Genomic DNA, 15,414 nt, shown 5'->3' on the forward strand with positions numbered 1-15,414 from the left:
GAAAGAATCAAAGGAATGAGAAATTATCAAGGTGAAATGACTGGAATAATTATCAATCCCAATCTTTTCGAAGGACGAAACAGGTTAACTGACAGGTTAATGACACAAAAATGTGACATTTTTCAGATGATATCAAAAATATTAAGGTCTATTTAGCGCCCTTAGATATTATTATAATAAAAAAAAGTAAAATTTAAATAAATTTAAAAATTTTAATTTCGATTAAAATCTAAATTTATTATAAATTAATTACTTCTAATATCTAAAAATAATACAAAATCTTTTTAATAATAAATTTTTTTAGCGATAACATGATCTAATTCGCCATTAGCTTTATAAATATATTTTTTATTCCATACATTATTTTGTTCATCGATAAATTGTTCATCAATAAGAGCTAAATCTTCTTTATTTTGTAATTTTTGATAATGCTTATAAGAACGATTACTTTTATCTTTTTTATCTTCACAACGTCTGTCTACAATAACTTTATTTTTATAAACTTCTGAACACCATATATGTTGATTTAAATCATATTTACTAATCTTAAATATTTCGTCATCACGATCTTGATAAACTATTTTAGTTTTTTTATTAGCTAATAAATCGGTTTCTTCTGTAACAGTTTTATCAAGAATACCACCAACAAAAAATTGCTTAACTATCTTTTTTTTATTATCTTTTACGTTAAAATAGTGAAAAATAGATTCAATTATACCATTTTTCAAAGAATAACGAATTTTTTTTCTCAAAACAGGCATCTCTGAACCATCAATGATATGATAAATTTCTGTAAAAAGACGTTTACCTAAATCATTATAAATATCTTTATTCATACGAATAACTTTTTGTGATTTATTATAAATATAATCTACAGTATACAAAATACTATTAAAATCATTATATTTAGTAACTTTACTCAAATAATCATTAGATTTATCAAAACTATAATTAACATTGTATATTTCTATTTGAATAATTTTTTGCAAATCATTATAAATTTCTTTAATTTTATTAATAACTTTTGATTTATTATAAATATATTTAATTGTATACAATTTAAAGCCATTATCTTTGTTATATTTAGTAATTTGTGTTATAAAATTTTTCTCATTATATTCTTCAAACACAATAGGAAACTTATCATTTTCGTTTTCATATAATTTAATTCCTACTAATTCACCATTTTTAAAAATTTTTTTTCTTATATCAGTTGTAACACTTTTAAAAAATTCTTGATCAATTGAAAAAAAATTTTTCTCAGAAATCACCATTTTCGAATAATCATTATATTTGCTAAGAATGTTATTTTTAGAAGACAATATAACTTCTTTAGAATTTGTTTGTGTTTGATAATTAGAAAAAATTGAAAAAAACATTCCACTTATCAAAAATAAATTAATAATACATACAATCAATTTATAATTAAAAATTTTTTCGATATTCATAAAATATTTTATAACTTCCTTAATTAATGAATTTATTATAAAAAGAAAAAAGAAATTAATCGAGATAAACTTTTTAAAAATTTCATCTCGATTAATTTTACCAAATAAACAATAATAACTTTTTAGAATAATCAAAAAAATATTAAAATAAAATTAAATAAAAGTAAATCATTATTATATAAATTGGATATTTCTTGCTATAAAACCTTTAGACTTTCTAAAAACTCTTTAATGTATTGAGGAAAATCTGAAGTGTGAAAATCAAAACAAAACGTCTAATTGTTCCCAAGTAAATCCGAATTCAAAAAATTGCGAAACACTAATAATATCATAGCGTATAGAGTGTTTTAAAAATTCTTTAATATTATCATCTGATAAATAAGCTTGAATAATTCTGCTTCTTTGTTGTTTAGTCAAAAAGTGATCAGGTTCTTGTATAAAAAATCTAAATACATCATGATAATTTAAATTTTTTGAATCTATAAAATCAACTGGTTTACCTTTCAAAACATTTTTAATATATTTATAAAAAGCTTTATTTTTGAATTCAAAACAAAAAGCTAATTGTTCCCAAGTAAATCCAAATTTAAGTAATTTTGAAAAACGTTTAGAATCTTCTTTAATATAAAATTTTAAAGTTTCTCGAACATCTAAATCATCTAAATAAGATTTAATAATTAAATTTCTTTGTTCTTGAGTGAAAAATTTATTAGGTTCTTCATCAAAAAATATAAATAAATCATGAGCATATACTTCTGATAATTGTTTCCATACAATCTTTTTACCTTTTAAAACTTCTCTAATATATTGAGGAAAATCTGAATTGAAAAAACCAAAATAAAAAGCTAATTGTTCCCAAGTAAATCCGAATTTAAATAATTCTTGGAAATTAATGTAATTTTGAAGAATATATTCTTTCAATAATCTTCGAATATTATAATCATCTAAATAAGATTTAATAATTAAATTTCTTTGTTCTTGATTGAAAAATTTATTAGGTTCTTCTTTGAAAAAAGAAAATAAATCTTCAGGATGTAAATTTGGAATAGTTCCCCAGTCAATTACTTCAAAATTTAAAACTTTTCGAATCAATTCAAAAAAATTCGGATTATAAAAATGTCTTTGACCAAAAGAAACATTATTAGTTCTTGATTCGGTATTTTCTGGTGAACCTGAATTTATTGTATGACTAATAGTTTGAAAACTTTGTGTAGTTGATTCGGAATTTTCTTGTTGATTGTTTTTACTTTCTGACGCCGAAGGATCGTCTTGTTGAAAATCATAATAAGATTTAGGCGCGAAACGTGTTATTGATCCATCTTTTATAAATTTCGTATTTTCTTCATTATTCGGACTTTTTTCAAAAATTTTAGAATTATTGAGAAGGCTATTATAAGCTTTATTTTCGTCATAATTAACAATAATAAAACCTATCAAAAAAACACTGATAATAATAAAAGAAGAAATTAAAATATAAGAAATATTTTCCCATAACTTATTCATGAAATTCTATATTAATTCCTTTTTCTGTGTTCGAATCAAAAATAATAAATAATTCAATTCAATAACTTAATAAATATCTATATCATCTTTAATTAGGTTTTTTTGAAATAAATCAACATTATTTAAATTATTTTTAAACGAATATATACATAAAATAATTAATAATAATCACTAAATTTCATAAATATTAAATTACTGTAAAAATAAATCTTAAAGAACACAAATACCAATAAATTTTCATTTAAATTAAAATTTATTCAATAATAAACATTAACTAGATATAACCAGAGCGAACTACTAAAATTATTCCAAAATCCCATTTAAAAATATTTAAGTTAATTCGATTGATAATTAATTGATTAAAAATACTATCAATATAAAAATTAAAAAGAATATTAAAATTTTGTTGATAGAATTTTATCATTATTATTTTCTCTAATAGCGCTTTCTATATCTATTTAATCTATTTGAATTAAATTATTATCAAATAACGATATAAATAAAAGATAACAATCGCAAAAATTAAATTTAAAATAAATAAGAAAAAACTATTAATTAAAATTCAATCAAGATAATAAAAAATTATAAATTACCAATCGTGAGTAAATAAAATAAAATTATATCAATTTACTAAATAATAAATTTACTCTAGTACCTATTTGATTAGGTAAATCGACCATTTGTTTATCTTTTAATCGGAATTTATCAAAAATTTTATCACTTATAAACTCTCTATTATAATTAGGACCTTTCATTGCAATAAAACTACCTTGATTATTTAACAAAGGATAAACTAATTTTAAAATAATATTTAATCTTCCTAAAGCTCTAGCTATCAGATAATCATATCGAAGATGATGTTTTTCTATCTTCTGGTTATAAATATAAACATTTTGTAAAGATATTTTTTTAACCAAACTTTTTAAAAAAATAGTTTTTTTATAAGAAGATTCGATTAAAATTAAATTTAAATGAGGAAATACAATTTTTAAAGGAATTCCTGGAAAACCTGCTCCTGTACCCATATCACACAAAGAATTGATTTGATTAAAATCAACCAAAGAAGACACTAATAAAGAATCATAAAAATGTTTAATATATATTAATTCAGGTTCTAATATCGAAGTTAAATTTATTTGATTATTAGAATTGAATAAACACATAGCATATGTATGAAATTTCATCATTTGAAATTGATTTAATTTGAATTTTTTTTGTAAACATGATTTATACATGAGAATTACTATACTTTTGCAAATAAATTAATAAAATATTAATATCAACAGGATTCACTCCAGAAATACGAGAAGCTTGAGCTATATTAAAAGGTTTTATTTTAGTTAATTTTTCTTTAGCTTCTTGAGATAAATTGTTAATCATTTGATAATCAATATTATTAGGTATTATTTTTTCTTCCAAATAAGAATTTTTTTTAACTTCTTTTTCAGATTTTAAAATATAATCTTCATATTTAATTTGAATTCCTACTTGCTCTATAACATCAGCAGAATATTGATTTGAAAAAAAATTATATAAAATATCTTCTTGTAAATCAGATCTTTTTAATAACTGATATAAACTCATACGACGAGAACCAAAATGAATATTTAATTTACGAAAATCCTCTATATCTAAATAAAAATTACTTAATTTTTCTTTTAAAGAATCAATTTTCACTTGTTTGCTTTTTAACCAATCGAAAGTTTTATGATCGACTAAACCAAATTTAAAACCATAAGGCATTAATCTTAAATCTGCATTATCATGCCGTAATAATAAACGAAATTCAGCTCTAGAAGTTAATAAACGATACGGCTCATAAGTCCCTTTATTAATTAAATCATCAATTAAAACACCAATATAAGCTTCATTACGTTTTAAGATAAAAGGAGGTTTATTTTGAAGTTTTAAAGCTGCATTGATTCCCGCAATTAATCCTTGACAGGCAGCTTCTTCATAACCACTAGTACCATTAATTTGACCAGCTAAAAATAAATTTTTAATTTTTTTGCTTTCTAAAGTATGAAACAGTTGATTCGGATTAAAAGCATCATATTCAATGGCATAAGCGTATTTAATAATTTTAGCTTTTGAAAAAGCTGGAATAGTTTTTAAAATTTCTTCTTGTACTTCACAAGGCATACTCATAGATAGTCCTTGCAAATACATCTCTTCAGAAAACAAACTTTCAGGTTCAATAAATAATTGATGTCTATTTTTATCACAAAATCTTACTATTTTATCTTCTATAGAAGGACAATAACGCGGACCAGAACTATAAATATAACCGCTATACATTGCTGATTTATGTAAATATTTACGAATTACTTGATGAGTATCATTATTAGTATGAGTCAAAAAACATAATTTCTGCACACCTAAATCATTAATAATCGAAGGAGAACTAAAGGTTCGAAAAATGTTATCACCCGCTTGTTCAACAGTTTTACTATAATCAATAGTATCTTTATGAACTCTAGGCGGAGTTCCTGTTTTTAAACGAATAACTTCCATTCCAAATTTTTTTAATTGTTCACTGATACCATAAGTGGTAGGAGCTTTATTAGGGCCTGAATTTATAATTTTAGAACCTATTAAAACTTTACTTGTTAAATAAGTTCCTGTAGTTAATATAATGATATCACTATAAATAATCTTGCCGCTAATTAATTTAACCCCTTTAACACATGAATCGTTTTCTTGAATAATTAAATTTTCGACCAAATCCTCTATTAAAGTTAAATTAGAAGTTTTTTTAAGTGTTTTTAAAATAAAATGAGGATATTTAATTTTATCTATTTGAGCTCTTAAACTTCTGACAGCTGGTCCTTTAGAAGTATTTAACATTTTCATTTGAATTTGACAAATATCAGCAGCTTTTCCCATAATACCACCTAAAGCATCAATTTCTCTCACAACCACACCTTTAGCTGGACCACCTATAGAAGGATTACAAGGAAGAGAAGCTATTTGTTGGAAATTACCAGTGATTAACAAAGTTTTATGAGATTGTTTTGCTAAAGCTAAAGCAGCTTCTACACCGGCATGACCACCGCCTACTACAATAGTTTGGTAATATTTCATTTTAAGCATGCCTTTCCGAAAGAATTGTCATCTTTTAAATTAAATTTCTGATAAAAATAAGTAAATAAATTTATTCATTTTCATTTTTTATTTTATCAGATATAAAAGTTAAATATTCTTTATGTTCTAATAAAATTTTTTCCGTAACTTCTTTTCCCAAAAAACTTTCCATATTATTTTTAAATTCTTGAAATAATTTCTTTTTTTTATCTACAAAAACACTATTTTGATTTTTAATTAAATATAACGAGAAAATCAAAAATAACAGAAAAAATAAAAATATTAAGAGTAATTTGAAATTACCTAAAAAATAATTTAATTTAAAAAAGACAATAACATTGAATACATAAAATAAAAACCCACAAAACATATAAAAATATCTATTTAATAACATAGAATTATAAGTTTTTAAAGAATTAAAAATATACTTAATAAAAAAAATATTAACTTCAGGTTGATATAAAATACTAAATTTTTCATAATAAAATTTATCTATAAAAACTCGATAAATATTATCTTTTAAAGTCCAAACAACATACTGATTTAATTTAGCAAAATTATCTTGATATTCATTTTGTTTCAAATAATAAAATTGAATTTTAACCTGTTGTTGATCTAATTTATATTCATCCTCATGAAAAGGTTCGCCTTTGACAGAATCAAAAACTAAAGGTAAAAGCTGAAATTTACTTTCATTCCAAAAATTAAAACCCAAATTGTTAAACCTATCCTATTTATTTTTATTAAAAATTAAATTATCTTTATATATATAAATTATATAACAAATTTTCTTAAAAATCACCACTCACATGCAATAAAATTTATGGCTGCTTCAATTAAGATCTGACCAAATTCATTTTAATTAACATTGAATGATGATTTTTAAAAAAATTATTAAATATATAATTTAAACATCATCACCTAACTTATTATACATTAAAAAATCAATTATAAGAATGTTTATGTCTTAAATTAGAAAAAAATTTTCTTAAAATATTCCGACTCTCTGATTCAAAAATAAATAATTTAACAAATTTTTCATGATATTTTAAATTATTATAGATATATAAAAAATTATGATAAAAATTAAAATTAACATTAGAAGCACTATAATAAATTTTATTAACTCGAGATTGAATTAAAGCTCCAAAACACATCATACAAGGTTCTAAAGTAACATAAATATCAACCATATTCATTCTATAATTTTTCAATTGAAGATTAACCTCTATAAGAACTAAAAATTCTGCATGACTAAAGAATAATTGACTATTTTCTGTATTATTATGGGCTCTAGCTACGATTTTATCATCTATTACTGCAACAGCCCCTACAGGAACTTCTCCTTTTTCAAAAGCTTTTTGCGCTTCCTGAAAAGCTTCTTTCATAAAGCAAAAATGTTTTTTTTTCATAACCAAATGCAAACCTAAAACAACATTAATATAAAAATAATTTAAAATTTAAATTTATGACATTTTCGACAACAAGGTTCATGATAATCTTTTCCGCCTATTAAAATTATTGGTTCTTTCTCGATTGAAAATTTATTTTTCAAATTAGAATAAATTCTTTGAGTTCTAGATGCTTCTTTTCCGCAAATAAAACAATAAGATCTATATTTAGTGACTCTATCAGCAATAGATAATAAATATGGCATAGAACCGAAAGGTCTACCACGAAAATCTAATTCTAAACCTGCTATAATAATACGTATACCTTGATAAGATAAATCATTAACAATTGTTTCAATATCAGAATCTAAAAATTGGGCTTCGTCAATAATTATAAAATCAATACCCGGTTTCATAAAATTAAAAATTTCTTGACTTTTACCAATTAAAATAGCAGGAGCTTTTTCTAAATTATGGTTAATTAATTCACTTTTGCACGAATAACGATTATCAATAAATGGTTTAAAAACTAAAAATTGTAATTGTAAAGATTTTAATAAATTAATGCGTTTAATCAATTCAGTTGTTTTTCCAGAAAACATCGGACCGCAAATAACTTCAATAAAACCTTCTTCATCTACCACCATCATTATAAAGATAACCTCTCTCTTCGTTGATAAATAATGAATTCAATTTGATTTTTCGTCTTTGGCGCCTGATAATTTACCATAGCGTTTATAAAATTTATCAATTCTGCCCGCGACTGTAACAAAAGATTGAGAATTTGTATAAAAAGAATGACAATTTGAACAAGTTTCAATCTTAATTTTTTCCACAGTAGTTCCGATTTTATGTTTTTTATGACAAGTAGCACAAACGACTTCAATTTCGTAAAAATTAGGATGTTGAATAGTCTTTTTCATAAGTTATATCCTTTTCTAAATAAATAAAATTAATATTTTTTTTCATAACCAATACAAACGATTTTTGAATAATTAAAATTGGATAAAAAAATCTTCACTAATACATTTTAACATATTCACCAAATTTAAATTAAAATATCAATAATAAAATCAAAATTTTATATTAATTTTTAATAATATAAAGGATATTTAGCGATTAAGGTTAAAACTTCTTTTTTTATTTGTGCTAAAATAATTTCATTTTGATAATTTTTTAAAGCACGATTTATCATATAAGCTATTTGAATAAATTCTTTCTCCTTAAATCCTCTTGTAGTCATAGCAGCAGTTCCTAGTCGAATTCCTGAAGGATAAAAACCTTTCTTTTTATCAAAAGGAATAAAATTTTTATTCACTATAATATTAATTTTTTGCAAAATATCCGCCGCAATTTTACCATTTAATTGCGGATTATTATAAGTCACATCAACGGTTAATAAATGATTTTCTGTAGTACCACTAATGACACGATAGCCTAAACTTATTAAACAATTAGTTAAACACAAAGAATTTTTGACCACTTGTTGTTGATATAATATAAAATCATTTGTTAAAGCTTCTTTAAAAGCAACGGCTTTAGCGGCAATAATATGCATAAAAGGTCCCCCTTGTGTTCCAGGAAAAATTCCTTTATTAATTTTATTATTTATCTCTAAACTATTAGTTAAAATAATTCCGCCTCTAGGACCTCTAAGAGTTTTATGAGTAGTAGAAGTAACTACATCAGCTTTAGCAAGTAAAGGGCAAGGGTGTAAACGGCTTACTATTAATCCTGCTATGTGAGCAATATCCGCCATTAAATAAGCATTAACTTTATCAGCAATTTGACGAAATTTGACAAAATCAATTTTTCTAGAATAAGCGGAAGCACCTGCTATAATTAATTTTGGCTTCACTTGATAAGCTATTTTAAGAATATTTTCATAATCAAGAATTTCTGTCTCCGGAGAAACACTATAACTAAAAGAACGAAAGAAAATACCAGAAAAACTTAAAATAGAACCATGACTTAAATGCCCTCCTGCATCCAAAGACATACCTAAAATAACATCATTAGGTTTTAATAAAGCTTGCAAAACAGCCATATTCGCTTGAGTTCCTGAATGAGGTTGGACATTAACATATTTAACATTAAATAATTGTTGAGCTCTTGAAATTGCTATTTTTTCAATTTCATCAACAAAATAGCAACCATTATAATATCTTTTATCAGGATAACCTTCTGCATATTTATTAGTTAATATACTTCCTTGAGCTTCTAAAACAGCTGGAGATGTAAAATTTTCAGAAGCAATTAATGTTAAACAATCTTCTTGCCTTTTTGTTTCTTTTAAAATTAAATTATGTATTGTAATATCCTTTTTTTTAAGATAATCCATGTTCCCAAAAAACCACCGATATTTTAATTTTCGAATAATATTATGTTTTACCGACAACAGGAAACAATAAATATAACATACCAGCATCTTCTTCGTTAAAAATAACAAAAGATGTAGCAAAACTATCAAAAATCATTTTAAATTCTTTAACCGCAAATACCTTTAAAATATCTTCTAAATGTTGAACATTTAAAAAAGTTTCCACATTTTCATTAGCAAAAACTTCAATAGAATTTAATCGCTCCGAAGCTTGACCAATTTCATCGCTACTAGCTGAAATTTCTATAATATTATCTAATCTAATATATAATCTAATAATATTAGAAAAAACATTTTCTTCTTTAGTTAAAACTAAAGAAACTCTTTCTAAAGTTTTTAAAAAATCTAATCTATTAATTTTTACAAAAAAAGGAAAAGAACCGACCTTAATAATAGGCCATGCAGGATATTTGCCTTCTAAAAGAGTAGTTTGAAATAATAAACTATCACATTTTAAAATCATTTTTTGTTTATTAATAGATATATTAACGAACTCGTCTTTTTGATAATCTAATAATTTATATAATTCTTCTAAATTTTTATAAGAAACAGTAATATTGAAATCACAATAATCTAAATCTAATGATATTTCTTTTTGTGCAATTCGAAAAGTATCTGTAGCCAAAACTCTTAAAATAGAATTTTCATAAATAAAATTAACTCCCATAAGAATTTTTTGTTGCTTATCACGAGAAGCGGCAACATTAACTTCTTTAATAATTTTTTTTAAAAGTTCCTTTTTAATAACTAAAAATTTATCAGATTTAAAATCGAAACTAACAGAAGGAAAAAATTGCAAATCAATAACTTTTAATTTATATTCAGAATTTTTAGAATTAATAAATAATAAATAATCTTCTACAAGAGTCATTTCTAACGAACAAAAATCAATTTTTTTAATAATATCCACTAAATGTTTACCTATGATCACTAAAGAACCATTTTGTTTAACTGATAAATCGGTGTCTTTAATTTGTAATTGAATATTCTTATTATAATCCATCGCTTCTAAATAACAAATATTATTTAAAGCTTTAATTTTAATATAATGAAAAATAGGAAAAAGAGTTTTAGGAGGAAGTATTTTATAAATTTGCAATAAATAATGTAATAAAACTTCCTTTGTAATTTCTAAATGCATAATTGTTTGAATTAGCCCTCCAAAGCGAGATTATCATTATTTAATTTTAACATTATTTTCTGAATATTTTTTTCTAAATTTTGATCCACTTTAATTTTATTTTTGATTCTCTGATAAGATTTTGAAATAGTCGAATAATGTCTTTTATTAAATAAAAAACCTATCATTTCATTAGAAATTTTATTTCTTTTTTTAATTAAATAAATAGCTATATCCCGAGGTAAAGAATATTGAGGATCTCTAGATTGACCATTTAAATCACTAACTTTAATATTAAAGAATCGACTAACAACTTTCTGAATGTTCCTAATATCAGTTTCTTCAGAAGAAATATTATTTTTATTCTTTAATAAAGGTTCTAAAGCGATTAATGAATTAGTCAAATTCATTTCGAAACCATAAATTTGAGTATAATTTAATAAACGTAATAAAACTCCTTCTAATTCACGGATATTATCGCCAAAATGAAAAGAAATAAAATTTAAAACTTCTTTATTTAATTTATTTCTTAAATTACTTGGCATTGATAATAACTTGTTTTGAATAATCTTTAAGCAATGTTGTTGATCGGGTTTCTTAATATCACTCACTAAACCTGATTGAAAACGGTTTGTTAATCTACCCATAATTTTTTTTAATTGAGTTACAGGTTTATCGCTGGTAATAACTATTTGCTTACGTTGAGAATTTAAATGATCAAAAAGTTTAAAAAACTCTATTTGCGTATATTTAGCATTTTCCATCATTTGAATATCATCTATTAATAAAACATCTAAATTTCTATATTTCGCATGAAATTCATCCATTTGATCTTGTTTCAGTTTAGAAGTAAATTCTTCCATAAATCCTTCGGCTTTAACATACAAAATTTTTTTATGGGGATTTTTTTGCATTATAAAATTACCTATAGCATGCATTAAATGAGTTTTACCTAAACCAACATCTCCAAAAATATATAAAGGATTAGCTCTCAATAAGGTTTCTTCGTTAGCAGTTTTTTTAGCAATTCGAAAAGTAAAATCATTACTCGCTCCTGTAACAAAATTATCAAAATTATACCTAGATTCCAAACCAGAATAAAAATTATCATTATAATTCAAATTAAATTCTTTTAAATTCCAAGAATAATCCATTTGTAAAGATTTATTTTTATCAAAATTATCCAAATTAGTCCTGTTTATAACCATATTTTTATCAGAATTAGTTAATAAATCATCATCATTAAAATTATTATCTGAATCATTAGTATCTATAACCACATTTTTATCAGAATTAGTTAATAAATCCTCGTCAGACAAAAATTTAAAAAAAATGTCTTTATCAGAATATTTTTTAGAAATTTCCTGAATTAAATCTAAATAATTCAGTAAAATAATTTTAGTTTTAATAAAATCACTAACTAAAATAAAAATAGTATTTTCTTCTATTTTATAAGGATTTTTCATATTAATAAAATTAGCTCTAAAAACCTCTGGACTACACCTTATAGACAATTCCTCTACCACTTTATCTAAAACTTGTCTTACCGACAATGACATAATCATTTTCTCCTTAAGAAATATTTTTTTTATCCAAAAAAATAATTAAATAGAACATGCTTCACATTCGGATAATTTTAATTTTCTAGTTCTAGTATAATAAAGAGTTTTTATTCCTTTATAATGAGCATATAAATAAATTTTTTGCAATTCTCTAGTATTCATATCAGAATTAATACATAATTCCAACGAAATACCTTGATCTATATGTTTTTGCGCAACTGCTATAACATTTATTAGTTTAAATTTATCAATTTGATAAGCAGTTTGATACATAAAAGAAAAATCAGACAAATAAGGTGCCGGAAAATAAGTTTTAGAATTTCCATAAGTTCTTTCTTCAACTAATTGTTTAATAGGTGTTAGAGAAGAAGTAGTAGACATAACATATCCAATCGAACCGTTAGGGGCTATAGCTAATCTATGTGAATTCCATAAACCATACTTTATAATGTTTTTACGTAATTCATCCCAATCTTCGTTATTAGGTAATTCAATATCTTCAAAAATCTTTTGAATTTTTGGAAGTTTAGGCATAATAGCTTGTCTATTTTCGAAATATTCACCGCTAGCATAAGTTGATTGTTCAAAGTTAAAAAATTTTTGACCTGTTTTTTTTGCTTTCAAATTAGAATGTAACAAAGAATAATAATTAACAGCATTAAAAAAAACATCAATTAATTCTAAGTTTTCTTCGCTACCGAATTCTATCATATTTTCTACTAAAAAACTATGATGACCCATCATGCCGAAACCAACACTCCTATTTAATCGATTAGCTTTACATACTCCTGGAACATAATGAATATTACTCTTTATAGAAACCGAATTCATCAATTCCATAGCTAAAAAAACAGTCTCTTTAATATTTTTATTTTTAATCATATTACCCATATGACCAGAAGATAAATTACATGAAATATCCATACCAATTATATCTTTATCTCTTTGATCATAAGGGGCATAATGAGAAGTTAATGAAGGCTGTAAAATTTCTGTGCATAAATTGGAAAATTTAATTTTTCCGCTCGAAGTATTTTGTTTATTGGCATTATCGCAAAACATAATATATGGATAACCTGATTCACCTTGTAATTGAGCAATTGTTTCTAGTAGATGTCTAGGATTTATAAATTTTTTATCAATATCAGGATCATTAACCAAAATTTCATACCATTTATTCATTTCAACACTAACATCTGCAAAATTCATTTTATATTTTTTATAAATACTATGAGGATAAAACAAAGCCATCATCTTATTTTCTTTAGCTAAAGAAATCATTTTATCAGATACTACCACACCTAAAGATAACGTTTTTAATCTAATATCATCATCTGCATTTAATTTTTTAGAGTTTAAAAAATCTAAAATATCAGCATGATGAGCACTTAAATAAATAGCAACAGCTCCTAATCTATGTCCCATTTGATCAGCATAACGAGAAACATAATCTAAAATTTTGGCTACACCAATAACACCTTTACATGCATTAGCAATTCCTTTAATAGATTCACCTTTAGCTCTTAAATTAGATAAATTAATAGAGACTCCTCCGCCTATTTTAGATAATTGCATAGTAAATTCTATAATACGAGATATATCATTCAAAGAATCTCCGGCCTCTAAAAGAAAACAAGAAACAAATTCTCCTCTTTTTTTAAGCCCGCTGTTCAATAATGTAGGAGTGGCTGGAGTGAAATTTTGTCTAATTAAACTATTAATTAATTGCTTAGCTAATTCGAAATTTCCGGAACTATGATACAAAGCATTAATAACTAAACGATCTTCATAAGTTTCTAAATAATTTTTTTTATCTCTAGTTTTTAAAGAATAATCTTTATAAAATTTATAAGCACTCATAAAAGAATTAAAACAAAAATTATAATCATATGCTATTTTGTAAATTTCTTGAATTTGATCCAAAGAATAAAGTTTCAAAAAATCTTCCTCATAATAATCATTATCAATTAAAAATTTTAATTTATCAGATAAATTATCAAATTTCTTTAATTTAGGATTAATTTCTTCAGATAAATAACTATCTAAAGCTTCTAAATCTTTATTAAGATCCTTAATATTACCATTTTCATCTATAATTTGATTATTTAAAACGATCCAACGAGAAATTGAATTATTATCACAAAATTTATTTTGATTATTAAAAAAATTTTTACATTTATAATCCAAACTACAACTCACTCCTATATTAATTTCAAATTTATTATAATTTTGAATCCATTCATTTAATTTTTGAACATCTTCTGTAAAACCTTTTCCTTCAAATTTCATAATTAAAGGAATACCGAATTCTTTAGAAGCAATATCTCCAGATTTGGCATAATTAAAACCAAAATTTTTATTACCGGAAGAAGCTAAACCTATAACCAAATGAGAATATTTTTTCAAAAAATTTCTAGCTTCTTGGGATAATTCTCCGAAACCAACTGTTTTAATTATTAAAATAATTTTATCATTATTATCAACAAATTCTGATATATGTTGATTAGGATAATTTAATTTTTTTACAAAATCATAAACATTACCTTGCTTTAATCCATCATAAACAATTTTCAAAACAATCACCTATTTAATTTTATTTAAAATTCCATTATAATTATAATTTTTTTAATGATCTCATTATAATAACATAAATAAATTTTCAAACTAAAATAAAAAATAAAACTTAAGTATAAAACTTAAGTAATAAAAAAATAAAAAATTTAGAATTATTATTATTTGGATTAAATATCAAAATTATAAATTTAAAGAAAAAAGAATCAGAAAATTAATTATTTTTTTTTAAAATTATTTTTTATATAAAAAATTTTTTAAAAAAATTAATCAATAAATTATACTAATTATTATTATATAAAAAATAATAATTATTATTATATAAAAATTTTTAATAAATAGGATTTAAATATAT

The 15,414-nt window shown here is 23.1% G+C and carries 12 protein-coding genes; all 12 read right to left on the reverse strand.

What is annotated here, in order from left to right:
* Positions 1-284: 284 nt before the first annotated feature.
* Positions 285-1,448 (reverse strand): hypothetical protein, encoded by a 1,164-nt coding sequence (locus tag OC683_RS01195; protein ID WP_304514742.1) that lies wholly within the window; start codon positions 1,446-1,448, stop codon positions 285-287.
* 261 nt (positions 1,449-1,709) lie between these two features.
* A complete protein-coding gene (locus OC683_RS01200) occupies positions 1,710-2,951 on the reverse strand; it encodes a hypothetical protein (RefSeq protein ID WP_304514743.1) in 1,242 nt (413 codons plus the stop codon).
* A 617-nt stretch (positions 2,952-3,568) separates the two neighbouring features.
* Positions 3,569-4,186, reverse strand: a complete 618-nt coding sequence (rsmG, locus tag OC683_RS01205; protein ID WP_304514744.1) for a 16S rRNA (guanine(527)-N(7))-methyltransferase RsmG — start codon at positions 4,184-4,186, stop codon at positions 3,569-3,571.
* Complete coding sequence (gene mnmG, locus OC683_RS01210; RefSeq protein ID WP_304514752.1) at positions 4,179-6,035, reverse strand: tRNA uridine-5-carboxymethylaminomethyl(34) synthesis enzyme MnmG; 1,857 nt, start codon at positions 6,033-6,035, stop codon at positions 4,179-4,181. The genes rsmG and mnmG overlap by 8 nt, the downstream gene beginning before the upstream one ends.
* Positions 6,036-6,105: 70 nt before the next feature.
* On the reverse strand, positions 6,106-6,750 hold the full coding sequence (locus tag OC683_RS01215; protein ID WP_304514745.1) for a hypothetical protein: 645 nt from the start codon (positions 6,748-6,750) through the stop codon (positions 6,106-6,108).
* 229 nt (positions 6,751-6,979) lie between these two features.
* Positions 6,980-7,447: a nucleoside deaminase gene (locus OC683_RS01220; protein WP_078123047.1), complete on the reverse strand. Its 468-nt coding sequence runs from the start codon at positions 7,445-7,447 to the stop codon at positions 6,980-6,982.
* 41 nt (positions 7,448-7,488) lie between these two features.
* Positions 7,489-8,076, reverse strand: coding sequence for a thymidine kinase (locus tag OC683_RS01225; RefSeq protein WP_304514746.1), 588 nt, complete (start codon positions 8,074-8,076; stop codon positions 7,489-7,491).
* A 39-nt stretch (positions 8,077-8,115) separates the two neighbouring features.
* Positions 8,116-8,349, reverse strand: a complete 234-nt coding sequence (rpmE, locus tag OC683_RS01230; RefSeq protein WP_304514747.1) for a 50S ribosomal protein L31 — start codon at positions 8,347-8,349, stop codon at positions 8,116-8,118.
* A gap of 170 nt (positions 8,350-8,519) precedes the next feature.
* Complete coding sequence (glyA, locus tag OC683_RS01235) at positions 8,520-9,767, reverse strand: serine hydroxymethyltransferase (RefSeq protein WP_304514748.1); 1,248 nt, start codon at positions 9,765-9,767, stop codon at positions 8,520-8,522.
* 40 nt (positions 9,768-9,807) lie between these two features.
* Complete coding sequence (gene dnaN, locus OC683_RS01240) at positions 9,808-10,947, reverse strand: DNA polymerase III subunit beta (RefSeq protein ID WP_304514749.1); 1,140 nt, start codon at positions 10,945-10,947, stop codon at positions 9,808-9,810.
* Positions 10,948-10,958: 11 nt separating this feature from the next.
* The gene (gene dnaA, locus OC683_RS01245; RefSeq protein WP_304514750.1) at positions 10,959-12,485 is read right to left on the reverse strand and encodes a chromosomal replication initiator protein DnaA; all 1,527 of its coding nucleotides are present in this window, start codon (positions 12,483-12,485) and stop codon (positions 10,959-10,961) included.
* A gap of 45 nt (positions 12,486-12,530) precedes the next feature.
* Positions 12,531-15,071 (reverse strand): class 1b ribonucleoside-diphosphate reductase subunit alpha, encoded by a 2,541-nt coding sequence (gene nrdE / locus OC683_RS01250; RefSeq protein WP_304514751.1) that lies wholly within the window; start codon positions 15,069-15,071, stop codon positions 12,531-12,533.
* Between the last annotated feature and the right edge of the window lie 343 nt (positions 15,072-15,414).

Origin of the sequence: Candidatus Phytoplasma crotalariae, assembly GCF_030586865.1 — a bacterium.
GTDB lineage: Bacteria > Bacillota_I > Bacilli_A > Acholeplasmatales > Acholeplasmataceae > Phytoplasma > Phytoplasma citri.